The organism is Streptomyces sp. NPDC024017, from assembly GCF_040638895.1.
Taxonomy (GTDB): Bacteria; Actinomycetota; Actinomycetes; order Streptomycetales; family Streptomycetaceae; genus Streptomyces.
The window spans coordinates 149,123-171,720 of the sequence record NZ_JBEZYZ010000009.1 but is presented as its reverse complement, the minus strand read 5'-3'; the positions used below and the strand labels follow the sequence as shown (position 1 = coordinate 171,720).

At 70.3% G+C, this 22,598-nt stretch carries 24 protein-coding genes and 1 pseudogene; 10 read left to right on the top strand and 15 right to left on the bottom strand.

All coding sequences use genetic code 11. From position 1 onward, the window contains the following. The first annotated feature begins 111 nt into the window (after positions 1-111). A complete protein-coding gene (locus AB0G20_RS25070) occupies positions 112-252 on the top strand; it encodes a hypothetical protein (protein ID WP_361306168.1) in 141 nt (46 codons plus the stop codon). A gap of 402 nt (positions 253-654) precedes the next feature. Further along, positions 655-1,203 (top strand): TerD family protein, encoded by a 549-nt coding sequence (locus tag AB0G20_RS25065; RefSeq protein ID WP_361306166.1) that lies wholly within the window; start codon positions 655-657, stop codon positions 1,201-1,203. Positions 1,204-1,254: 51 nt separating this feature from the next. Here AB0G20_RS25065 and AB0G20_RS25060 read toward each other — a convergent pair whose 3' ends face one another. From AB0G20_RS25060 to AB0G20_RS25035, 6 genes and pseudogenes are all read right to left on the bottom strand, one after another. Continuing rightward, the gene (locus AB0G20_RS25060) at positions 1,255-2,760 is read right to left on the bottom strand and encodes an FAD-dependent monooxygenase (RefSeq protein ID WP_361306164.1); all 1,506 of its coding nucleotides are present in this window, start codon (positions 2,758-2,760) and stop codon (positions 1,255-1,257) included. A 77-nt stretch (positions 2,761-2,837) separates the two neighbouring features. Beyond that, the gene (locus AB0G20_RS25055) at positions 2,838-3,449 is read right to left on the bottom strand and encodes a TetR family transcriptional regulator (RefSeq protein WP_361306162.1); all 612 of its coding nucleotides are present in this window, start codon (positions 3,447-3,449) and stop codon (positions 2,838-2,840) included. Positions 3,450-3,570: 121 nt separating this feature from the next. Further along, entirely contained in the window at positions 3,571-4,608 is a 1,038-nt protein-coding gene (locus tag AB0G20_RS25050) for an SPFH domain-containing protein (RefSeq protein WP_361306160.1), read from the bottom strand. Between the two features lie 4 nt (positions 4,609-4,612). Next, a complete protein-coding gene (locus AB0G20_RS25045) occupies positions 4,613-5,044 on the bottom strand; it encodes an NfeD family protein (protein ID WP_361306158.1) in 432 nt (143 codons plus the stop codon). Between the two features lie 173 nt (positions 5,045-5,217). After that, entirely contained in the window at positions 5,218-5,790 is a 573-nt protein-coding gene (locus tag AB0G20_RS25040) for a DM13 domain-containing protein (RefSeq protein ID WP_361306156.1), read from the bottom strand. 171 nt (positions 5,791-5,961) lie between these two features. Beyond that, a pseudogene (locus AB0G20_RS25035) lies at positions 5,962-6,215 on the bottom strand (MarR family winged helix-turn-helix transcriptional regulator); the annotation flags it as partial. A 196-nt stretch (positions 6,216-6,411) separates the two neighbouring features. On the opposite strand from AB0G20_RS25035, the gene AB0G20_RS25030 reads away from it, so the two are divergent. Further along, positions 6,412-6,849 carry a type II toxin-antitoxin system PemK/MazF family toxin gene (locus AB0G20_RS25030; protein ID WP_361306154.1) on the top strand — a complete coding sequence of 146 codons (438 nt, stop codon included), beginning with the start codon at positions 6,412-6,414 and terminating at the stop codon, positions 6,847-6,849. Here the strand turns inward: AB0G20_RS25030 and AB0G20_RS25025 are convergent. Both AB0G20_RS25025 and AB0G20_RS25020 read right to left on the bottom strand, forming a co-directional pair. Beyond that, the gene (locus tag AB0G20_RS25025; protein WP_014670069.1) at positions 6,800-7,003 is read right to left on the bottom strand and encodes a cold-shock protein; all 204 of its coding nucleotides are present in this window, start codon (positions 7,001-7,003) and stop codon (positions 6,800-6,802) included. The two genes, AB0G20_RS25030 and AB0G20_RS25025, sit on opposite strands and share 50 nt — an antisense overlap. Before the next feature lie 832 nt (positions 7,004-7,835). Beyond that, positions 7,836-8,801, bottom strand: a complete 966-nt coding sequence (locus AB0G20_RS25020) for a pirin family protein (protein ID WP_361306152.1) — start codon at positions 8,799-8,801, stop codon at positions 7,836-7,838. 112 nt (positions 8,802-8,913) lie between these two features. Between AB0G20_RS25020 and AB0G20_RS25015 the strand changes: the two genes are divergently transcribed. The 3 genes from AB0G20_RS25015 to AB0G20_RS25005 all read left to right on the top strand — a co-directional run bounded on the left by AB0G20_RS25015 (position 8,914) and on the right by AB0G20_RS25005 (position 10,278). Beyond that, on the top strand, positions 8,914-9,396 hold the full coding sequence (locus tag AB0G20_RS25015; protein ID WP_361306150.1) for a MarR family transcriptional regulator: 483 nt from the start codon (positions 8,914-8,916) through the stop codon (positions 9,394-9,396). Then, positions 9,393-9,839, top strand: a complete 447-nt coding sequence (locus AB0G20_RS25010; RefSeq protein WP_361306148.1) for a MarR family transcriptional regulator — start codon at positions 9,393-9,395, stop codon at positions 9,837-9,839. The genes AB0G20_RS25015 and AB0G20_RS25010 overlap by 4 nt, the downstream gene beginning before the upstream one ends. Positions 9,840-9,918: 79 nt before the next feature. Then, positions 9,919-10,278 (top strand): tetratricopeptide repeat protein, encoded by a 360-nt coding sequence (locus AB0G20_RS25005; protein WP_361306146.1) that lies wholly within the window; start codon positions 9,919-9,921, stop codon positions 10,276-10,278. Positions 10,279-10,344: 66 nt separating this feature from the next. On the opposite strand, the gene AB0G20_RS25000 is transcribed toward AB0G20_RS25005, so the two are convergent. Continuing rightward, the gene (locus tag AB0G20_RS25000) at positions 10,345-11,748 is read right to left on the bottom strand and encodes a PepSY domain-containing protein (RefSeq protein WP_361306144.1); all 1,404 of its coding nucleotides are present in this window, start codon (positions 11,746-11,748) and stop codon (positions 10,345-10,347) included. A 153-nt stretch (positions 11,749-11,901) separates the two neighbouring features. Here AB0G20_RS25000 and AB0G20_RS24995 point away from each other — a divergent pair, with 153 nt between their 5' ends. After that, the gene (locus tag AB0G20_RS24995; RefSeq protein ID WP_361306142.1) at positions 11,902-12,546 is read left to right on the top strand and encodes a peptide deformylase; all 645 of its coding nucleotides are present in this window, start codon (positions 11,902-11,904) and stop codon (positions 12,544-12,546) included. 123 nt (positions 12,547-12,669) lie between these two features. Here the strand turns inward: AB0G20_RS24995 and AB0G20_RS24990 are convergent, their stop codons facing one another. Next, a complete protein-coding gene (locus AB0G20_RS24990) occupies positions 12,670-12,849 on the bottom strand; it encodes a hypothetical protein (protein WP_361306140.1) in 180 nt (59 codons plus the stop codon). 19 nt (positions 12,850-12,868) lie between these two features. Between AB0G20_RS24990 and AB0G20_RS24985 the strand changes: the two genes are divergently transcribed. Continuing rightward, positions 12,869-13,777: a hypothetical protein gene (locus tag AB0G20_RS24985; RefSeq protein ID WP_361306138.1), complete on the top strand. Its 909-nt coding sequence runs from the start codon at positions 12,869-12,871 to the stop codon at positions 13,775-13,777. Positions 13,778-13,888: 111 nt separating this feature from the next. On the opposite strand, the gene AB0G20_RS24980 is transcribed toward AB0G20_RS24985, so the two are convergent. Beyond that, the gene (locus AB0G20_RS24980; protein ID WP_361306136.1) at positions 13,889-15,910 is read right to left on the bottom strand and encodes a cell wall-binding repeat-containing protein; all 2,022 of its coding nucleotides are present in this window, start codon (positions 15,908-15,910) and stop codon (positions 13,889-13,891) included. A gap of 582 nt (positions 15,911-16,492) precedes the next feature. Here AB0G20_RS24980 and AB0G20_RS24975 point away from each other — a divergent pair. Continuing rightward, complete coding sequence (locus AB0G20_RS24975; RefSeq protein ID WP_361306134.1) at positions 16,493-16,762, top strand: hypothetical protein; 270 nt, start codon at positions 16,493-16,495, stop codon at positions 16,760-16,762. Between the two features lie 285 nt (positions 16,763-17,047). On the opposite strand, the gene AB0G20_RS24970 is transcribed toward AB0G20_RS24975, so the two are convergent. Beyond that, on the bottom strand, positions 17,048-18,478 hold the full coding sequence (locus AB0G20_RS24970; protein ID WP_361306132.1) for an NAD(P)/FAD-dependent oxidoreductase: 1,431 nt from the start codon (positions 18,476-18,478) through the stop codon (positions 17,048-17,050). 119 nt (positions 18,479-18,597) lie between these two features. Here AB0G20_RS24970 and trxA point away from each other — a divergent pair, with 119 nt between their 5' ends. Then, positions 18,598-18,978: a thioredoxin gene (gene trxA, locus AB0G20_RS24965; RefSeq protein ID WP_053673779.1), complete on the top strand. Its 381-nt coding sequence runs from the start codon at positions 18,598-18,600 to the stop codon at positions 18,976-18,978. Positions 18,979-19,035: 57 nt separating this feature from the next. Here trxA and AB0G20_RS24960 read toward each other — a convergent pair whose 3' ends face one another. From AB0G20_RS24960 to AB0G20_RS24950, 3 genes are all read right to left on the bottom strand, one after another. Next, the gene (locus AB0G20_RS24960; protein WP_361306130.1) at positions 19,036-20,472 is read right to left on the bottom strand and encodes a benzaldehyde dehydrogenase; all 1,437 of its coding nucleotides are present in this window, start codon (positions 20,470-20,472) and stop codon (positions 19,036-19,038) included. Positions 20,473-20,699: 227 nt separating this feature from the next. Next, positions 20,700-21,737, bottom strand: coding sequence for a LacI family DNA-binding transcriptional regulator (locus AB0G20_RS24955; RefSeq protein WP_361306128.1), 1,038 nt, complete (start codon positions 21,735-21,737; stop codon positions 20,700-20,702). Between the two features lie 71 nt (positions 21,738-21,808). Further along, entirely contained in the window at positions 21,809-22,498 is a 690-nt protein-coding gene (locus tag AB0G20_RS24950; RefSeq protein WP_361306126.1) for a helix-turn-helix domain-containing protein, read from the bottom strand. Positions 22,499-22,598 lie beyond the last annotated feature (100 nt).

The following is a 22,598-nucleotide window of genomic DNA, read 5'->3' as shown; positions in this document are numbered from 1 at the left end:
GCTCGAGATTGAGCCGCGCACCCCCGCGCCTTGGGGTGCCCGGCTTCGCGCGTCCTGCGTCACGGCAGGTGAACCCCGACATCTACCAACAGACCAGCCCTGGGCGCGGCGGTGCCACGGACGGCAGCTGAGCTGGTCCTCGACACCGACGGGCAGCAGGTGCACGATGCCGAGATGATGGAAGGTATGAACGGGCTCACCGTCGCCGAGTGGGCGCCACACCTCACGCAGCACCGCAGCGGCGCCCGGTGAACGGCGCCGGGTCTGTGCTACCCGTTGTCATCGTGGTCGCCGCGCTGGCGATCAGGGCCGCGATCGGCGAGGTTCGCCGACCGGGCAGCACCCGACGACACTGGGCGTCCGCCACCAGCGGCCCCGCGGTAACGGCCGGAGTGGTGGCAGCCGCGGCCGTTGCCGTGACGGGGTGGCAGCAGGCGGGGGCCACGGCATTGGCATGGGCGGTGCTGGCCGGTTGCCTCATAGCCTTCCTCGTGGGCCGGCCGTCGGACAGGTTCTGACGTGGCCACCAGCACGCTCTCCTCGCCCTCACCGGCAACGACACCACCCAGTCGAGACGGGCAGGCCGTACAGGGCTTCAACGACATGGCCTGGAGCCATACTTGACCATACGGGGGAAGTCCCGGTGGTGGTCCGATGCGAAGAGGTAGCGATCCGGTGAGCAGCGGCGGTCAGAGGGTGTCGAAGGTCGAGGTTCGGCTCAAGTGGGACCCGAGCCACTGGAATCAGCCACCTCATCATCTCGACATCATCGCCACCACCTACTCGGCGGACGACCCCTACGGACGGCCGGTCTACGTCGTCCACTTCGACAGCCGATCACCGGACGGCACCATCAACATGAGCCGGCACAGCCAGACCGGCCAGGGTCTGGGTTATGTCGAAGTGATGACTCTGGAACTCGATCGCCTCGCCTCCTCCTTCGCACGTGTGGTCGTGGGTGTGGCGATCCACCAGAACAGCGGTCCCAAGACCTTCGGCGACCTGTCGAACGCCGGGGTGCTGGTGGTCGAGGGCTACAAGGAGCTGCTGAAGGACGACTTCGCGCAGGTCGCCCCGTTCACCGCCCTCACCGTCGCGGAGTTCACCCGCGATGCCTCCGCGGCATGGGAGTTTCACGAGCTGGTCCGAGGCTTCGACAGCGACCCCGCGGTGTTCACCACGGAGATGGGCAGCGCCCCGTAGTCCTGGAACTGCGCGATTCTGAGATCCGACCGATCGCGCTGATGACCCAGCTCAACCGCTGACCTGCTCCGGCTCACGAGCGGCGCTCAGCGGCGTGCCGAACCACTGGTGCAGCGCGGCTCGCAGACCGTCGACGTCGTTCGGCCCGTGTCCGGTCCACGCTATGTGGCAGTCGGGGCGCAGCAGCAGGCCGGTCGCGCTCGTGCCCTCTGCCTTGCCGCTCATGACATCGACCCGGTCGTGCCAGGGCTTCGCGGCCTCGGCGAAGTCGCCGCACAGGTCCAGCAGCAAGGGCCGGGCGGTGGTGGTCAAGTCGGCCAGCCGACGGGTGCCTGCGCCGGTGTGGACCACGAGGTCGGGCGCGAAGTCCTCGGTGGTTCCAGCGAGCAGGTGGGCGATGCGTTCAGTGCCGCCAGGTGAGGCGAGCAGGTCGCCGAAGACGGTCCGCAGGGCACTGACTTCCGGTCCGGGGCGCATCAGTGCCGACTGGGACAGGGTCGAGGCCACGACGTGTTCTGCGACAGGTCGGCGTTCCTCGTCGTAGGTGTCGAGCAGACTTTCGGGGGCCCACCCTCGCACTGTGGCGGCCAGCTTCCAACCGAGGTTGACCGCGTCCTGCAGGCCGAGGTTGAGTCCCGGGCCGCCGATTGCCGAGTGCACGTGGGCCGCGTCGCCCAGCAGCAGTACCCGCCTGTCCCGGTAGCGGTCTGCCAGTCGGGTGTTTCCGCCGGCAAGTCGTCGAAGCAGGTGCGGTCCCTCTCCTTGCGGCGGACCCAGCGGGACGGGCACACCCAGCACGCGTTCGGCGCTCGCCATCATCTCTTCGAAGGTCATCGGGGTGGTGTGCTCGTCCGGCCTGCCGGTTTCGGTGGTGTTGAGGACTGGCACTCGGCCAGGCAGCAGGCCCCACGCGATCGTGCCGCGCTCCGTGCGCACGTACAGCAGGGGTGGCAAGCTCCCGTGGCCGGGAACGTGCAGGCTGCCGTCCGGGCCCAGGTATTCGTCCGCCACGGACACGTTCGCGGAGCGGGTGACGAAGTCGTCGGTGGTCACGCCGGGGAAGCCGATGCCGGACAGGCGTCGCACCAGACTGTGCCCCCCGTCAGCCCCTACGAGGTAACGGGCGGTGAGAGCCTCACCGTCGGCAAGGGTGATCCGGACGAAGTCGTCGTCCTGGTGCAGATCGGCCACCTCCTGCCCCCTGCGGAGGTCGACGCAGAGTTCCACGGCGCGTTCGGCGAGGACCTTTTCGATCTGCTCCTGCGGCGCCGGGAGCAGGCTCACGGGGTTGTCGTCGAGTCCTGTGAGGTCCAGCGTGAATGCGCCGAACATGTAGCGGGGCGCGGGTCGGGGCGGCTCGCCGGATCCGCTGATGCGTGCGTAGAGACCACGTCGGTCGAGCATGCGCACCACCTGACCGACCAGACCGTTCGCCCGGGGCTCGGCCTTCGGGCCGGCGAGACGCTCCAGCACAACCGGACGCACCCCAGCCAGTGCCAGCTCGCAGGCGAGCATCAACCCGTTCGGGCCGCCACCGACAATTACTACATCAAGCATGACAATTCTCCTTTTTGGGGCATGACGGCGTAGGGGCTGCAAGCAGCAGCCCCTGTTCAGGGTGGAAAGGAGGGGCCCTACGGAGTGGGAAGTCCAGTGGCCACCATGCACAGAGCCCGGGGTAGCAGAACCTCCATCGGTTCGCCCGTGCCGCCTTGCACGAACAGCTCGAGGGCGACATTGTTCGCGGCCATCACGCTCGCGGCCACCAGGCGAGGGTAGAGATCGGACCCGAGATCCGTGCCCGTGCGGTCAGCGATCGCTGCGGCAAGCTCCTTCTCCGCAATCTTGCTCGCCCGCAGCATCTCGGCCTCCAACGCGGGTTCGGCCAACATCACCCGCAGACCGGCCGCCCACTCATCGGGCTCCTGGGGTGGCATGTGCTCCACCTCAGGGCCAGGCTCCAGTTGCCGTAGTGCCGCCCGAGTGATCGCCTCCCACAAGGGCTCGCCGGGCGGTCCGTGACGCAGCTCGGCCGCGAGCCGCAAGGAGCGCTCAAGGTAGCGAAACGCAATCGCTTCGGCCTTGCTGGAGAAGTAGTTGTTGTAGGTGCGCGGAGACACCCCGACCGCCGCGGCGATGTCTTCCACCTTGACCGCACTCAACCCGCGCTCGACGGTGAGCCGGACTGCGGCCCAGCTCAGCGCTGCGCGCGTGGCTTCCTTCTTCCGTTCCCGAAGACCACTCACGCCCTTCACGTTAGCAGAACCTGCGTGGTGCGCAATTATTCGCATCACGCAATTTTCTGGCGGGGATCTGCCGACTCTGACTGGATGAGGCAGTGGCCGCCCCAATGCGGGCCGCCCGTCGTCAGCGAGAGGGGTCGGGCGGGAGGGTACCGGAGGTGGCGCCATCGGCCCTGGCTGCGTCGGCAAGGGCCGCGGCGGCGGCTTCTTCGGCCTGGGCCTTGTCGTTGGCGGCCTGGGCAGCCATGTTGTCCGAGGGCCTCTCGCGGGTGGCCGGCGACTGGGGCAGCACCTCGGTGAAGGCGCGGGACACGCCCTGGAGTGCGGAGGTGATCTCGCTGGGGATCACCCAGAAGTTGTTCCCCGAGCCTTGCGCGAGTTGGGGTAGCGCCTGGAGGTACTGGTAGGCGAGCAGCTTGGGGTCGGGGTCGTTGCGGTGCACGGCCTGGAACACCTCGTCGATGGCCCGGGACTGCCCCTCGGCCTGGAGGATCGCGGCGGTGCGATTGCCCTCCGCGCGCAGGACCGCGGCCTGCTTGTCGCCTTCAGCGGTGAGGATCTGCGATTGGCGTTGCCCTTCGGCCCCGAGAATCGCGGCTCGCTTGTCCCGCTCGGCCCGCATCTGCTTCTGCATCGCGTCCTTGATGGACTGCGGAGGGTCGATGGCCTTGATCTCCACCCGGTTGACCCTCAGCCCCCACTTGCCGGTGGCCTCGTCCAGCACGCCGCGAAGCTGGCTGTTGATGGTGTCCCGGGACGTGAGGGTCTTTTCCAGATCCATGGATCCCACGACATTGCGCAAGGTGGTGACAGTGAGCTGCTCGACCGCCTGAAGGAAATTGGCGATCTCGTAGAAAGCCGCTCGCGGGTCGGTGACCTGGAAGTACAGGACGGTGTCGATCTCGACGACCAGGTTGTCCTCGGTGATGACCGGCTGCGGCTTGAAGGAGACGACCTGTTCTCGCAGGTCGATCACCGGATGAACGCGGTCGATGTAGGGGATGACGAGACTGAGGCCGGGGTTCAGGGTCCGGTGGTAGCGGCCGAGCCGCTCGACGTTACGAGCGCGCGCCTGGGGAACGATGCGGACCGCGCGCACCACAGTGAAAACCGCGAAAAGCGCGACGATCAGGCCGGCAATCAAGAACGCCGAAGTTTCCATGGGTTCAGTCCCTGGGGTAGACGATCGCAGTGGCGCCACTGATCTCTATGACATCGACGGTCGTTCCCGAAGGGATCACCAGCGTCTCGTCGTAGGGGCGAGCCGTCCACTCCTCGCCGTCGATGCGGACTCTGCCGCCCCGGCCCGTCACTTCCGCAACGACATAGGCAGCTTTTCCGACCAGCGCGTCCACTCCGAATCGCGCCACTTGAGGCCGGAGCACGTGACGCAACGCGATGGGGCGCACAAACAGCACCGTGACGGTTGCGACGACGGTGAACACAACGAACTGGAGGGGCAGAGGCAGCCCGACCGCCGCGGATCCGGCCGTGACCAACGCGGCCGCACTCAGCATTCCGAGCGCTGCGGTAAGGGTGATGATCTCCGCCACGGCCAGGACGGCGGCGATGATCAACCAGATCAGCCATGGATCCATTGCGTGCCCCTTTGACCGGTACGGGTTGGAAGGGCGTGCCTTTCACCATTGGACCCCGACTGAGGGCGGCCGGATACCCCTGGGAAGGGAAACCCTGCCGCACGAGCCGAAGTGAGACGGCCGACGCCGGTGCTCCCGGCGCCGACGGATCCCAGGGCTGGGCCCGGGCTGCGTCACGCGCGAGCGAGCCGGGCGGCTCCGAAGGACACGTCGAACCGGTCGCACCAGATGCTGACGCTGGTGTAGCGGGCTGGGTCGATGTCGGCGGGCACGGTGTAGTTCTGGCTGCCCTTGTTGCCCTTGAGCTTGCCGAGGCTGACGTACTCGCCGTCGTCGAAGACGTGCCAGCCGGCCGTTCCCTCCTTCACCGGCGCGTCGGTCAGCCACACGCGCAGGTCCGGGCCGTTGCTGGTGTCCAGGTTCTCCAGCCGTACGACGTGAGAACCGTCGGAGAGCCGCACGAGCTTCACCACGCCCGAGGTGCCGTGCTCGTGGCTGATGAACTCGCCGCGCGCCAGCGTCTGCGGCTCGGACACCGGGGAGGGGGACTGCGAAGGGGATGAGGAGGGTGCCGGCGCCGGGGGTGCCGATGTAGTCACGGCACCGGGCAGGGCCTCCTCCACGGTCTCGTCCTGCCACAGCTTCCACGGCTGGAACCAATACAGCCCGAGACCGACACCGGCGACCGCCACCACCAGTACACCGATGACCAGCGGCCTGCCCAACGCCGTCCGCATACGCGTCATGCCCTGCCTCACTTCCCTGAGAGCTTTCGTAGCTCCCCATTCAACGGGTCAGGAAGGCGCCACGGACCCCGCCAGAGATGACGGAACGCTTACGTCGCCGTGGCCATGGCGACCGCTCAACACTGCGGATCACGGCCAGGACGCCTGCCGTGCCACCGAGACCAGGCCGCCCTATCTCCGACGCCAGGGCAGTACCTCCTGATCGTCTTGTGCGGCGTCCACGCGTTGCAGTGCGGCGTTGATCGCCTCACCGATCTCCGCGAACTGGCGCACCTGTTGGGGGTCAGCGTGTCGAAGACGGCGCGGCGTACGGCCTCGACGTGGCCGGGTGCCGCCCCCTCCAGAAGCCGGCCCCCCTGCGCGGTGAGCACGGCAAGCTGGTTGTGCCGGTTTGCGGGGTCGTCGCAGCGGTCCACGTAACCGTTTACTGAAGGCGGGTCACGGCATGCAGATGCGCCGGGCCCGAGACGGCGACGGGCGACGGAGCGGCGTCATCGACCGGGACGGGAGACGGGCGGCGCGGTTGATACACAACTCACGATGATCAACGGTGGCTGCACCCGTCTCCACAACGCGTCAGGGTCGCGCAGTTCCGCCTGCCGTCCTGAGTCAGGAGGACGTGTGCAACGTGGCGAAGTCTGGTGGGTGGAGTTCGACGAGCGGCGGCTGGTCGTACTGCTGGCGGCAGACGACGCGTCCAGGATCCGGGCGATGCAGGTCGTCACTCCTGCGGGCGTCGACATCAGCGGTCTGGGCGTCGAAGTGCAAGTAGGTGCCATGGAAGGACTGCCCATTGAAGGCGTGCTGCGGTTCGCGTTCCCGCGCCCGGGCTTTACCCCCTGCACGTGGCTGACCACCGTGTCCCAGGAGGACCTGATCGAGCGGGCGGGCGTCCTGTCCTCCGCGAAGCTCAGCGAGATATGGGACGCCCTCCGTCAGACCACTGCAGCAGACGGGAAGGGCCCGGCGTCCCGAAGCCGGGATGCCGGGCCCTTACCGAGGCGCGCGATCAGGCGGGGCGGATGTTCTCCGCCTGCGGGCCCTTCTGACCCTGCGTGACGTCGAACTCGACCTTCTGGCCCTCCTGCAGCTCACGGTAGCCCTGGCTGGCGATGTTGGAGTAGTGGGCGAAGACGTCGGGGCCGCCGCCCTCCTGCTCGATGAAGCCGAAGCCCTTCTCGCTGTTGAACCACTTCACTGTGCCCTTGGCCATGACTGTCTCCTTTGAGGGAAACCGGGCACGCACCCTGCGCGTCCGGGAGGTGATCGCCCTGGTCCGGAGAGGCGCTGAACAGCAAGAACGCCCGTGATGGCGATCACGGGCGAACGGAACTTCGGAACCACGACTGCTGATCACAACGTTATAACGGCATGACGGAAGCCGCCAGCGAAAACGCGCCAGCATCCGGCCCGGAACGAAGGGCTGGATCGCCCGTGAGGCTCGGCTGATGTTGATCAAGCAGTTTCACGCCCTTCTTCTACACAAGGCGGCGAGGCACGGCCTCCCCACCGCCGACTGTTTCCGGGCGGCCTCACCGTTCATGTATGACTGGCCCGGTCGCCGGCGCGGGTGCGGGGCTTCTCGTCGCACGCCGCTCTCACACGCCTATCACCGACTGCGTCGACTCGCCCGGACCAGAATGCGCTGACCTGGCATTACGCGCTCATCTTGGACTTGCCTGGACGCCCACGGGCGGTTTCTACAACGTGTGCCATGTGATACCGCGCGGCCCACTCGCTAGCACCACGTACCACTCATCAAGATCCGGACCAGGTGCGGACCGAATCAGCCTGGCACGCGACGTTTCCACTCTTTGTCGCAGGTCAGGAGCGAGGTCAGGCGTGTACCACCAGCAGACGAAGCACCCGCTCGTCACTCTCCGGCGCAGCGCTTCTCGGACCGGACCCGAGCGGCACTGCTGACAGACCGCACCGGCCAGAGCCAGCCGGCTGTTCCGACGTGTTGCGGAGGGCAGGTGGAAGATGGTGAGAATCACGCGACGGCCTTCCGCCCGGCGCCACCAACGCTGACACGTTTCCGCAGGTCAGCGCACCCTTCCCCGTGGTTTCAATGGCACCGGCGGCAGTTCCGGTGCGGGCAGCGGATCCCCGTCGTACCCCTTCACCTCGCCGAACCGTGTCCCCTCCATCCAGTCCTGACGAGCCTGCTCGATTTCCCCCTGCGTCCGCCCGATCCAGTTCCAGAACATGATCAATTCCTCCTCGAACGGTTCGCCGCCCAGGAGCATCAGGCCCGCGTCCGACTCCGCCCGCAGGGGCAGTTCGCTGCGGCCGCAGCCGAGGTAGAGCATCGAGCCGGGGAGGACGGGCACGCCGTCGACGTGGGCCTCTCCGGACATGGACAGGACGGCGTACTCGAAGTCCGGTTCCAGAGGGAGGCGTACGTCGGCGCCTCGGGTCAGGGCCAGGTCGGCGCCGACGATCGGGGTGTACGCCGTGCCGGGTGAGGTCGCGCCGTCGAGGTCGCCGAGGATCAGCGTGGCCGTGAGACCGGGTGCCGTAACGACCGGCAAGTCGGCGTGGTGTTCGAAGCGCGGGTCGGTGTGACGGTGACCGTCGGGGAGGGCGACCCACAACTGAGCGCCGTGCAGGAAGCGGGCGTGCGAGCGCGGGCTCTCCTCCGAGTGGCTGATGGCCCGGCCGGAGGTCATCAGGCCGAGTTCGCGCGGGCGGATCGTCTGGAGGCTGCCGGTGGAGTCGCGGTGCAGCACCTCCCCCTCGTGCAGCCAGCTCACGGTCTGCAGACCCATGTGGGGGTGCGGCGGCACCTGCATTCCGGGCTCGTCGGCGATGTCGTCGGGACCGTAGTGGTCGACGAAGCACCAGGCCCCGACCATACGGCGACCGAGGTTGGGCAGCAGCCGGCGGACCTCGCTGGACTCGCCCAGCTTCACCCGGCGCGGGCTGAGGAGTTCACGCACCGGCTCCGCCACCACGAAGCCACGGCCACCGCACAGGGAGGGGGTCGCCTCGCGCTCAAGATTGCTCATGGCGCACAACCTAGTCCGGCACAAGGGCTTGCGTCAGCGTCGGGTTCGGGCCGCGCCGCAGACACCTCCAAAACAGTAGCCATGTACATAGTAGCCATGTACTGTATCCGTTGTGAGCAACGGTTCCGAAGGCGCGACGCCCGGGTTCCTGGTGTGGCGGCTGTCGATGAAGTGGCGGGTCGCGGTCGACCGTGCGGTGGCCCCGCTGGGACTCACCCATGCGCAGTACTCGCTGGTGGCGTCACTGCACGGCATGCAGCGCTCCGGCGAACGGCCCAGCCAACGCCGCCTCGCCGACCACACCGGACTGGAGCCGCTCTACGTGTCGAAGCTGGCCCGCGCCCTGGAGGCGGCCGGTCTCCTGGAGCGCACCAGGGACCCGCGCGACCCGCGCGCGGTGCAGCTCGCCCTCACCGAGCAGGGCCGCGAAGTCACCCGGCGGGCGATCGAGGTCGTCCAGGGACTCCTCCAGCAGCTCCTCGATCCGCTCGGCGGCCTCGACAGCGCGCGCACCCGAGAGTTCGAGCGCGACCTCACGGCCCTGCTCGACGCACCGCTTGATCCCTTCAGCGAGAACGAGACGGAGCAGTCATGACCACCACCACAACCCTCGTCGACCCACGTGTCATCGCCCTGGCCCACTACGCCGGGCGCGCCCTCCTCGAGAACGTGCTGGCCCGGCACGGCATCACCTTCCAGCAGTCCGTCACCCTCCGGCTCGCCGCCCTCGCCGACGGTCCGGTCGGGCGCGAGCAGCTCGTCGACGGTGTCACCGGCGCACTGAAGGTCGACGCCGCGGAGGTGCACGGCGTGCTCGACGAGCTGATCACCGCGGGGTGGCTGACCCCGGCCGGGGCGTCGGGCGTACGGATCACGGACGCCGGGCGCGAGCTGTACGCCACGACCTCCGGCGAGACGGCACCCATCACCGCCCGGATCTACGACGGCATCCCGGTGGAGGACCTGGCCGTCACGGGCCGCGTGCTGAGCCTGATCACCGAGCGGGCCGGTGCCGAACTGGCCGCCCTGACCCGATAGTCCCGGCGCCGCACCCCTGGCCCGACCAGGGGAATAGTGAACCGGCAGGCTCGGTTGTCGCCCCCGAAGGAGGCCCCGAGTGAACACGACCCACGACACGTCGTACTACGCCCACGGAACCCCGGCCGAGCGCTGGGAGCGCGCGCAGCTGTTCTTCGACGCCAAGGACTACGCCGCCGCCGCGCGCGTCCTGACCGGGCTGGTCGAGGAGGTGCCCGAGCAGACCGGGCCCCGGCTGCTCCTGGCGCGCTCCTACTACCACTCGGCCCAACTGCGTCGTGCCGAGGGCGAGTTGCGGACGATCGTCGAGCGGGATCCCGTGGAGCACTACGCCCGGCTGATGCTCGGCCGCACACTGCAGCGGCAGAACCGGCACGAGGAGGCGGAGTCGCACCTGCGGATCGCCTCGGCGCTCGCGGGTGACTTCGAGCAGCGCTGACCCGCCCCCGCACATGAGGATGCCCGGCTCCGTGGGGAGCCGGGCATCCGTGCGTCTGCGCGTCCGCTACGCGGCCGGTGTCCCGTACGACCGCCGCCCCCGCCGGTGGGCGATCTCCCCCAGCAGGATGTCGACGGCGAGGAAGGCCGCCAGAGGAATGCCGAACAGGGGCAGGAAATACCCGAGTACGGCGATGCCGGCCAGCAGCGGCACCAGGATCTGGGGCGGGACCTGCTGCCAGGCGCCGCGTGGGATCGGACGGCCGAAGGCGGTGCCGCGGCCACGCTGCCACCACATGCGGTAGCCCCACACGATCAGCAGGATCAGGGCGAGCGCGAGCAGCATCAGGGCGATCTGGTTGGCCAGGCCGAAGAGGACGCCGGTGTGCAGGTCGATGCCCCACCGGGTGAGCTTCGCGAGTACCGGGTGGTCCGCGAAGCGCAGCACGTCCATGACCTGGCCGTCGGCCGGGTCGATCGCGACGGCGTCCTGCTTGGTGGGCCAGCCGCGCTGCACCTGCTTGACGACGTACGCCGAGTTCGCGTCGGCGGGCGGCACGATCTCCACCGGGTCGCCCAGCCCCTCGGCCCGCGCCGCCGCCAGGACCTTGTCCAGGCCCACGCCGTGCGCGGCGTCACCCCCCTGTCCGGCGGCGGAGCCGTGGCCGGCGTGTTCACCGCCGGCAGCCGCCGACACCGAGGGGGTGGCCTGGCCCAGCGAGGTCCGCAGCTCGTCGATGGTGGCCCCGGCGTAGGTCGACCAGGTCAGGCCGGTCGCCGAGAGGAAGAAGAAGCCGGCCGCCGCCCACACGCCGACACTGCCGTGCAGTCCGAGGGTGCGGCGCCGCCCCTTCGTCCCCCGCACCTTGCGCAGGGCCCGGCGCCGGGAGAACCACAGCACCAGGCCGGCCGCCGAGATCACCCACAGCCAGCTGGCCGCCAGTTCGCTGTACAGCCGCCCCGGCTCCCCCAGGTGCAGGTCCCGGTGGAACTCGTCGATCCAGGTGCGCAGCGGCAGGGCACCGGTCGAGCCGTACTGTTCGAGGGAGCCGCGCACCTTCGCGCTGTACGGGTCGACGAACACGGCGAGCGTGTGGCCCTCGTCGACGCCCGGGACGCCGGACAGCATCACCCTGGTCGTCGCGTCGGCCTCCGGTGAGGGGCGTACGGCCGAGATCGTGCCCTCGGGGTGGGCCTTGCGCGCGGCGGCCACCTGCTCGCTGATCGGCAGCTTCTCCTCGCCTGCGGGGACGGTCAGTTCGTGGTCGTACACGAGCTTCTCGGCCTGGAAGGATCCGGCGTACAGCAGGCCGGTGACGGCCGCGACGAGGAGGAACGGCGCCACCAGCACCCCGGCGTAGAAGTGCAGGCGGAGGATCAGCGGGCGCAGGGGGGCCCAACTGCTCTTCGACGGTGCCGGGGCGGCTGGCTGCGGGGCCTCGTCCGTGGTGGTCGAGGGAGCGGTGGTCATCGGCGGGCTTCTCCGGGGACGTCTTCTGGGCCGTTGCGGTGTTGGCGGTGGCCGTTGCGGTGCAGTAGTCGGGGCGGCGGGGCGTTCAGTTCCCGGAGAACACGTGTGACGTGCGTCACGCGGCGGTGCGGGGTGCCGTGCCATCCTGACGCGATGGGAACACCGAGCGATCGCGCACACCTGGCCGAACGGGTCGAACAACTCCTCGGCCAGGGCCTCCCGTTGACCATCGTCGCGGCCGGCGACCCGGTGCTGCGGCACGGCGCCCAGCCCTACGACGGTCAGCTGGAGCCCGCCCTGCTGGCCCGGTTCGTCGAGGCCCTGCGGGTCACCATGCGCGCGGCGCCCGGGGTCGGTCTGGCGGCGCCGCAGGTCGGTGTGCCGCTCAGGATCGCGGTGATCGAGGATCCGGCGCCGGTGCCGGAGGAGGTGCGTCTCGCGCGCGGGCGGGTTCCGCAGCCGTTCCGCGTGCTGGTCAATCCCGCCTACGAGCCGGTCGGAGACGCGCGGGCCGCGTTCTTCGAAGGCTGCCTCAGCGTGCCGGGCTGGCAGGCGGTGGTGGCGCGGCACGCCGAGGTGCGGCTGACCGGCCAGGACGAGCACGGGCGGGCCCTGGACGAGGTGTTCACGGGCTGGCCGGCACGGATCGTGCAGCACGAGACGGACCACCTCGACGGCGTCCTGTACCTGGACCGCGCCGAGTCGCGTTCGCTGTCGTCCAACCAGGCCATGGCGGAGCGCTGGGCTCAGCCGACACCGGAGGAGGCGGCGCGGGCGCTCGGCTTCGAGCTGCCGTAGCGCATCGCGACCGGCTGCGCTGACGCATCGCGACCGGCCGCGCTGAGCCTCCCGGCCGAAATTCGGAGGCGCCCGCCGGGGCACCTCCGTTACCCGTGACCGTATGTCTACGCCCCGGATTTCCTAGCCGAGGACCCACTCCCACGCCACCCGTGTGTCCTCGTGAACGCGCTCGGCCGGCACTCCGAAGATGGCCTCGTGTGCCGGGTTCCCGTACTCGTACGGCCCGTCGACTGGGGGCCTGCTCGTCCCGGCCGCGTACGTCGGCACCTCGATGGGCTCGCCGCGGTGAGGCCGTTTCACATGTTCATCGGGAGGATCTGTGCGTTCGGCGCTGGTATGGCTCGTACGGCTGTGCTCGCTCGCGGCGTGGGTCGCGGCCGGCGTCGCCTGCATGTGGCTGTTGGGGGCCACCGCCATGGCCCGGCCCTGGCACGAACCCTTCGTGTGGGGTGCCGTCGCCGTAGGGTGTGCGGCGGTGCGGGTCGTGGCGCTGTGGGTGCTGCGCGGCGAGCCCAAGGACGACGGGTTCACGGACGAGTTCTGGGTCAAGCTTCGCACCGGTGTCCTCTGGGTCCTCGTCGCGTTCTCCTCCGCCGTGTTCGCCGTCGCTCTCCTTACCTCGTCCAACGCGGGCGACAAGCTCGACGCCCTGCGAGACGCGGGCGCGGAGGTGAGCACCGCGGCGGTCGTGGAACGGCAGTCGACACGACAGGAGTTGAGCGAGGGTGCCGTGAAGGGATACGTGTCACGGCTCGTGGTCTCCGTGCCCGGCGGTGCCGAACGGCTCACCGTGCGGGGTGCTTTCACGCGCGACAAGCCCGGCAAAGGAACCGAGGTCGACGTCCTGTGGGCCCGGTCGGACCCCGGTCTCGGCGGTTACGTCAATGAGAGCAAGGACCTGCCCACGCTCGCCGAGAACCGCTGGAAGGCCTTCCAGGACGACGAGTTGGGCGTGGGCTCGTTGATCGCCTTCATCGTCGTCGCGCTCATCGGCGCGATCCTGACCCCGGTGTTCGCCCTCGTGCCCGACGCCGACAACCTTCAGGAGGTGGCCTGGTCGGCGCCACTCCAGACCGTGCGCACGGCGCTGACCGTGCTGGTGTTCTGGGGCTGGAGTCCCCTGATGCTGGGGAGCCAGCCGAGCCTTCCGCAGATGCTCGTCGCCGTCGGCAGCTGCGGCCTCGTCCTGCTGGGGTACGTCGCCACCTCGCTCCGCGGCTTCGGCTGATGTACGACGACGCCCTTTCGAATGAGGCGAGCCCACCAGTACCACCCCGAAGACGGCTGAGATGCAGGGCCCCGACCGGCTGACCGGTCGGGGCCCTGAAGTCCGCGAGGGCTACTTCGTGGCCGTCACCCGCAGTGGCGCGAGATCCGGGCTGGGCGCGGACCCGGTGCCGCCGGACAGCGGCTGCGCGGTCGTGGTCTGCGGCGCCGCGCCCTTGTAGTACGGCGTGTAGGCGTAGTGGGTGCCCACGCCGATCGCCGCACCGATCTTGGGGATGACGGAGGCGTCGACCGATCCCGAGCCGCCGAAGACGGCCACGTGGTACATGCTCGAGGACATCCGCATCAGGTACCGCTTGGTGTCGTACGGCAGCGAGGTGACGTCGGTCCACAGCAGCGGGCCGTAGGTCGTCATCGCCGAGGACGCGGAGACACCGCCCCGCCAGCTCCCCACGGAGGCCACGGCGGCGTTCGACGGCAGCGACCACCACAGGTTGGCGAGCTGTATGGCGTTCGACTGCGGCGTAGAGCCGGCGACCCGGTAGTAGCTGTACGAGCCGGGCCAGTTCGGCATCTTCCCGGCCTTGTACGCCTTGGTCAGCGCCGACTCGGCGTCGGTCCCCACCGTGATGATCTTCGTCGTGCCGGGACTGTACTTGTTGAGGTACCCGTAGACCGACGCGGTCATGGTCGAACCGTCGGTCAGCAGGACGGTCGCTGTACCGGCGGAGCCCATGGAACCGGCGGCGCAACTCGCCGCGAGGGCGTTGTGGTAGTCGGTGCCGGTGGCGAGGAAGACGTACTTCGGCGTGCTGGTGACGGTCTTGGCCACGGCCACCGAGGTCGAGTAGCGCGAGACGTCGGACAGCCGCTTGGCCACGTACCCGAGCGAGGTCACCTTGGACGCCACCGCGCTGCTGAGGATCTTGGTGCCGCCGACCAAGTACACCGTCCTGCCCTTGGGCAGCATGCGCTTGAGCTCCGTCTGCACCGAGGAGTCCAGGCCCGTCCCGGAGGTCATCAGCACCGGACCCCGCTTCTTGCCGGCCAGCGATGTCGCGGTGGTGGCGTAGGCCGCGTCGGACTTGCTGATGAGCACGGCCGCGTTCGCGTTCGGCAGGCCGGTCGCACCGGCGCCGACCGTGTTCCAGGTCCACTTGGACGACGCGATGTTGGTGTCGTAGGTGTCGGAGCCGTAGACCCGGGAGATCGCGTTGTCCCTGAGCGGCTGCCAGGCCACGTCGGTGCCGGTGCCCTGGGGCACCTGCTCTTGCGTGCCCGTGCCGAGGTCGTGGATCCACACCTGGGGTCCGCTGGGGACGTCGGGGTCGCCGGAGACGAAGACGTCGTACGCGATCCGGTTGCCCTGCGGCGACCAGGCGGGCCGGTTGTGGTCCACGGCGTCCGTGGTGAGCTGGGTGAGCCCGGTGCCGTCGGTGTTGACCTTGAAGAGCTGCCGGTGCCCGTCGACCGACCGTGTGAAGGCCACCGACCTGCCGTCCGGGGAGACGCTCGGGTCCTTCGCGTCGTCGGCCAGCTTGGTGAACGCCCCGGAGCGGCCGTTGTAGACCCAGACGGCCGGGGCGCCCGCGGTCCCGCAGCTCGTGCCCGTGCGTACGAAGGCCAGCATGCCGTTCACCGCGCCGCTGGGCTCGGAGTCGCAGCCGTCGACATCGGTGCCGAACAGGGCCTTCGGTGTGCGGGTGCCGTCGGCCGCGGTCAGCCGCAGCCGGCCGCCGGCCGTGAAGACGATGTCACCGCCGCCGTACCAGAAGGTCGGATCGGCAGGATGCCAGCCACTGCCCGAGGGCATGGCGATGTCGGCGCCGGTGGTCTCGGAGTCGGCCCATGCCGTGCGGATGTGGTCGTCGTAGTGGTTCACGAAGGCGACCTGGCTGCCGTCGGCGGACCAGGCGCCCTGGTCTCCGGTCGGGTGGAACTGGGACCACGACGACCCGTCGGGACGGACGAACGCCATCTGACCGCCGACGTCCGTGTAGAGCAGCTTCCCGTCGGTGGCCGGCCAGTTGCCGGGAACGGCGGCGACCGACCCGGGAAGCGCGGCGATGAGGCCCGCCGCGAGCGCGGCGGCAGTGGTGAGCGCCGCGGATCTGCGGCGCGTACGCAGGTTCAATGTGCCCCCACAGTGAATGGATGGCTGCCGATCCCCTCCCCCAAGGCGAATGGACGGCTTCACGTTCGTCCGCACGACAGCGGCGAAACAGTAGCCGCAGGTCACAACCGCTGTGAAGGCAGGGGCTCCCGGCTTTACCGGCCGGTGATCAAGCGGCAGGAACCTGCGGTCGGCCGGCGATGCGTGTCGCCACCTCGCTCCGCGGCTTCGGCTGACGTACGACGACACCCTTTCGAATGAGACGAGGTGCGTCTCGCCTTGGCAGTCAGGGAGGCCGAGGACACTGACCTGCTTACCCGCCGCGCTCGCGGCGACCGGCACTCTCCAAGCCCTCGTTCGAGGAACTCCTGGACGCCGAAGGGCCCTCCCAGGTGAACCCCGAGGCGACCCGTGAGGAGCAACTGGCCAACATCCGGGGCATCTATCACGCCCGGGAGCCTTTCCGCGTTCCGGGCCCGTCGACGACCGCGGGTGCGTAACGCAGTCCTGCCATCTGATGAGATCAGCCGTCATGGCGGTCAGAACGGCCGCCCACCAGCCCGGAAGGCGATGCAAGTGCGTTCCCGGAAGGGGCCGCCGGAGGTGTGGGACGCCGAGCCGCCCGTGCAGGATTCTTCGCCGTGGGACGAGCAGGCTGAGGCCGACTTCGAGTCGACCAGTGGTGAAGTGGCCGTGTGGTCCATGGGCTTGGGGCGCGCCGATGACGTGATCACGCTTGCCGATTCGGGGGGGTCCTGGCGAGTGCGGGTGAGCTGTGCTGGGCGCAGCGAAGCTGCGGCACTGTCGGGACAGGAGGGTACGGGCGAAGGCGTGGAGAAGTACCTCGTGCAGTTCTGGCCCGTGACGGCCTGACACGGACAAGGGCGGGGGCGCCGGCGACGCCCCGCCGTCGGCACGTCAGCGCGTAGTTGGCGCCCCGATATCGCTTGCGCCGGCTTCGTGAACCCTCGGTGTTGTTGTCCGCGGACAACAACACCGAAGGCGAGCGAGGTCTCACGTCCCTCGCCGACTGCCGACAACCTGGACCCGGCCTCCCGCGCCGAGGTCACCTGTGGGACGACGACTACCGGGAGCTGGTGGTGCCCGCGCACGCGTGTCGACACCGTCGGCCGTGCCGCGACGCCGGCTGAGCGGAGGTCACGCGTCGCGGTGTGCCTCCAGCAACCGCAGCCACACCTCGCTGATCGTCGGGTACGACGGGACGGCGTGCCACAGGCGGCTGATCGGGACCTGGCCGGCGACCGCGATGGTCGCGGAGTGGATGAGTTCGCCGACGCCGGGGCCGACGAGGGTGACGCCGCGCAGGATCTCGTCCTCGAGGTCGACCACCATGCGGGCGCGGCCTCGGTAGCCGTCGGCGTAGAGGCCCGCCCCGGCGACGGTGGACAGGTCCACGTCCACGGCCTTCACCCGGTGCCCGGCCTGTTCCGCCTCGGCCAGGGACAGGCCGACGGCCGCGGCCTCCGGGTCGGTGAAGACGACCTGCGGGACGGCGGCGTGGTCGGCGGTCGCGGCGTGGGCGCCCCAGGGCTCTGCGAGGAGGGTCTCCCCGGTGGCCCGCGCGGCGATGGCGGCGCCCGCGACGCGGGCCTGGTACTTGCCCTGGTGGGTGAGGAGGGCGCGGTGGTTCACGTCGCCGACCGCGTACAGCCAGTCGTGGCCGCTCACGCGGAGGCTGTCGTCGACCGGCAGCCAGGAGCCGGGGTCGAGGCCGATCGTCTCCAGGCCGATGTCGTCGGTGCGCGGGGCACGGCCGGTGGCGAAGAGGATCTCGTCGGCCTCGATGCGGTCGCCCGTGTCGGTGACTGCCACGACCGTCCCGTTCTCCCGGGTCACCGACTCCACCGAGGTGCCCGTACGGACGTCCGCGCCGGCCTCCTTGAGCGCCTCGGCGATCAGCTCTCCGGCGAAGGGCTCCATCCGGGGAAGCAGGCCCTTGCCGCGGACCAGCAGGGTGACCTGCGAGCCGAGGGCCTGCCAGACCGTGGCCATCTCGGTGGCGACCACGCCGCCGCCGATCACGATCAGCCGGCCGGGCACGGTCTTGGAGCTGGTGGCCTCCCGGCTCGTCCACGGCTTGACGGCGTCGAGCCCGGGCAGGCCGGGCAGGGCGGCGCGGCTGCCGGTGCAGACGGCGACGGCGTGCCGGGCGGTCAGGACGCGCTCGCCGCCGTCCGGACCGGTGACCGTCACCGTGCGGGGGCCGGTGAGGCGCCCGTGGCCGCGGTACAGGTCGGCGCCGATGGAGTCGAGCCACCCGACCTGACCGTCGTCCTTCCAGTGGGAGGTGTAGTAGTCCCGGTGGGCGAGGACCGCGGAGGCGTCGAGGAGGCCCTGCACCGACTGGCGCAGGCCGGGCACGCGGCGGGCGTCCGCGCGGGCGATGACCGGCCGCAGCAGGGCCTTGCTGGGCATGCAGGCCCAGTAGGAACACTCGCCGCCGACCAGCTCGCTCTCCACGACCGCGGTGGTCAGTCCGGCGGCGCGGGTGCGGTCGGCGACGTTCTCCCCCACGGGCCCGGCCCCGAGCACCACGACGTCGTACGCGTTGGTTTCCGTTTCCGTCATGGGGTCAGTCTGGTGGGTGGTGTGCGCCCTGGCCACATGGGTAGGGGCGCGGAATACGTGTCCGGTCGGCCGTGTTGTGCCGACGGCTTGACCCCACACCAGGAAGAGGGATTTACGCCATGAGCAGCACCGTGGAGCTCACCAAGGAGAACTTCGACCAGACGGTCACGGACAACGAGTTCGTCCTGATCGACTTCTGGGCCGACTGGTGCGGGCCGTGCAAGCAGTTCGCCCCGGTGTACGAGAAGGCGGCGGGGGAGAACCCGGACCTGGTGTTCGGCAAGGTGGACACCGAGGCGCAGCCCGAGCTGGCCGCGGCCTTCGGTATCCAGTCCATCCCCACGCTGATGATCGTCCGTGACCAGGTAGCCGTGTTCGCACAGCCGGGCGCCCTGCCCGAGGCCGCTCTCACCGACGTCATCGGGCAGGCCCGCAACCTCGACATGGACGAGGTCCGCAAGGCGGTTGCCGAGCAGCAGGCCCAGCAGCCGGCCGAGTGACCCGCTCCGAGGGCCCGGGAGCCCGGGCCCTCGGGTACGGGGGCTCTAGAGGGGGCTCTAGAAGGGGTACGGAGCGACGTCTCCGCGTACCGTCGTCCAGCGCAGTTCGGTGAACGCCTCCAGATTGGCCTCACCGCCGAAGCGGGCGCCGGTGCCCGAGGCGGCGACTCCGCCGAAGGGCGCCACAGCCTCGTCGTTCACGGTCTGGTCGTTGATGTGGACGATGCCGGTCGGGATGCGCTCGGCGAGGTCCAGGCCGCGGGCCGGGTCCCTGGTGACGATGCCCAGGGAGAGGCCGTACGGGCTCTGCGCGGCCAGAGCCGCCGCCTCGTCGGCGGTGGTGAAGGAACGGACGGGCGCCACGGGGCCGAAGACCTCCTCCGCGTACGCGGGGGTGCGGTCGTCGACGTGGGCGAGGACCGTCGGCCGGTAGAAGAGCCGGTCGTGGGTGCCGCCGGCGGCGAGCTTGGCGCCCGCGGCGGTGCTGGCCTCGACCAGGCCCCTGATCTTGGTGAGCTGGCCAGAGTCGATGATGGGGCCCAGGTGGACCTGGTCCCGGTGCGGGTCGCCGACGGCGAGTGAGTCCGCCTTGGCGGCCAGCCGCTCGACGTACTCGTCGTAGAGGGACGCGTGCACCAGATGGCGTCCGGTGGTCATGCAGATCTGGCCCTGGTGGAAGAACGAGCCCCAGGCGGCCGTGGAGATCACCGCGTCGAGGTCGGCGTCCTCCAGCACGATCATGGCGGAGTTGCCGCCCAGTTCCAGGTGGGCCCGCTTGAGGTGACGTCCGGCGGCCTCGCCCACGGCCCGTCCCGCGGCGGTGGAGCCGGTGAAGGAGAGGACCGGCACGCGCGGGTCGGCGACCAGGGCCTGTCCGACTTCCGGGCCGCCGGGGAGCACATGCAGCAGGTCCTCCGGCAGGCCGGCGGCGGCGAAGACCGCGGCGAGGGACAGGCCTCCGCAGACGGCCGTGCGCGGGTCCGGCTTCAGCAGGACCGCGTTGCCCAGCGCCAGGGCCGGTGCGACGGAGCGGATGGACAGGATCAGCGGGGCGTTGAACGGCGAGATGACGCCCACCACGCCGGCCGGGACGCGGCGCGTGTACGACAGGCGCGGTGCTTCGCTGGGCAGGACCTGGCCGGCCGGGCGGGAGGCGAGCGCGGCGGCCTCGTAGCACTCCTGGGCGGCGACGTGCAGTTCGAAGTCGGCCTTGCCGGGGACGGAGCCCGATTCACGGACGAGCCATTCGCGCAGTTCGGCGGCGTGCTCGGTGAACAGGTCGCCGGCCTTGCGGAGCACGGCGGCACGGGCGAAGTGCGGGGTGCGTGCCCACGCGCGCTGGGCTGCCTCGGCTCGCTCGGCGGCGGACCCGACGTCCTCGGGGGTGGCGAGGGCGAGGGTGCCGAGGGCTTGGCCGGTGGCGGGCTCGGTGACGGTGTACCCGGGCCCCGTGAGGCGGCGGGGCTGCCAGCTCCTGGTGTCGAGCAACGGCATGACGGCTCTCCGATCGATCGGTCACCGGCTGACGGGGTGGGCGAACTCCCGTGCGTGCGCGGCCGGTTCGGCGGTCACATGGCGGGGCGCGCCGAGCGGGCGCAGCGGCGTGCGCCGCGGCTCGCGCAGGAACGCGCCCCCGTTTTGTTGAGCATGCAACATCCTAGCCGTGCCGCGGCACGAACGCCGGGCGGTGACCCCCAGCCGGGGAGTCGCGCCCCGCCGGATCAACTCGATTCGCGGTGCAGCACCGTCGCCCCCAGCGCCTTGTGCGTCTCGGGCTCCGAGCTGGGCCTGCGCACTGCGCGGTCGACCAGTTCGGCGAGTTCACGGCCGCAGGGCAGCTCCAGCTGGACCGTGCTCAGCCGGGGCCGCAGCAGCCGCCCGAGCATCAGGTCGTCGGCGCCGATCACGGCCGTCTCCTCGGGGATGCGGATGCCCTCGTCCAGCAGCGCCCGCATCAGCAGCATCGCGTACTCGTCGTTGTAGGTGAACACGGCGTCCAGGCCGAGGGTCCGCCAGCGGGCGGCGAGGCGGGCCGCGGCCTGTTCGTCGTAGGCGAGGGGCAGTTCGGTCACGGTGGCGTCCGTGCCGCGCACCGACTGGCGCACGCCGTCGAGGCGGGGTGCGGAGAACGCCTCGAGACCGCGATCCTGCGGGACGACGACGCCGATCCGGCGCCGGCCGCGGTCGTAGAGGTGGGCGCCGGCGCTGTGGCCGACGACGTCGTGGTCCATGAGCAGCGCGTGCGCGCCCTCGATGGTCTCGGGGCCGAGGGTGACCACGGCCCGCGCCCCCGATCGCTTGAGCACCGCCACCCCGCGCGGGCCGAGCCCGGAGCCGGGCACAAGCACGGCCACGGGTCGTAACTCGGCCCAGGCGCGGGCGGCTTCGTCGCTGTGCGGGCTGCCGGTGCCGTACTGCACGACCGTGTAGTCCAGGCTGCCGAGCGATCCCTGGAGGTCGGTGAGGAACCGGTTGTAGAGCGGGCCTACGGGGAAGGTCGGCGCGGGGATCAGGACCATCCGGCTGTGCCCGGCGCGCAGGCTGCGGGCGGCCGCGTGCGGCACGTACCCGAGTTCCCTCGCGGCCTCGTGCACACGGCGGCGGGTGGGTTCGCTGATCCGTACGGCGCTGGTGTTGTTGAGGACGTAGGAGACGGTCGCGCGCGAGACGCCGGCCAGGCGGGCCACATCGGCGCTCGTGGGCACGGAGCGCGACGGTGCGGGGGACGGGGGCGCGGGCGTTTTCGGTATCTGCACCATGACGTACGGCATCTTGGCAGAAGCCCCAATGCGCGCTTCCGGCGGGGGAGTTGTGAGGAACCCGTGAGCGCTCACGGGTGGGGCGGAGGGGTCTCAGCGGGCGCGCCCGTGCCCGTCACCCGGTCGACCAGGTCGGTCCAGGCGACCTCGAGGCGGGACAGCGGCAGGCCGCGCTGCCTGGTCAGGTGGTGCACGAGGGCCGGGTCGAGCTGGCCCATCAGCGCGTGGGAGAGCAGTTCGCAGTCCGCTTCGGGGACGGCCTGCCGCAGCAGCATCTCCATGTGGTGCCGCAGCACACGACGGGCGGGGGCGACATAGCGGCGGCTCGCGCCGGGCTCGGCCGCCAGCTGCAGCTCCAGTTCGTCGGCCGAGCGGCGCAGCATCGCGCAGCCGAACGCCCGCAGCCGCTCCACGGGCGGCGCTCCGGGTCCGAGCGGCGGCGGGCCGCCGAGGAACGCGGCCTGGAACTTCTTCTCGGAGTGGTCGAGCAGCGCCGTCAGCAGGCCGGTACGGTCGCCGAACCTGCGGAAGACCGTGCCCTTGCCGACACAGGCCTCCGCGGCCACGGCCTCCATCGTGACGGCCTCCGCGCCGCGCTCCGCCACCAGCCGCCCGGCGGCCTCCAGCAGCCGGGCGCGGTTGCGCGCGGCGTCAGCCCGCAGGCAGGGCTCGTCGTCCTCCAGGGCGGTGCCGAGCTGAAGCAGCTCGGGGTGGTCGACGGGCTCCTGGGGCGTCGGGAAGGGGGGCGGGGCGGCGGACATGAAGCCAGCGTAAAGCATCGGGAACAAAACTGGACCGCGGTCCGGTTAGATGCTACAACGTTAAACGGACCCCGGTCCGGATCCTCAGCAGTCTTTCAGA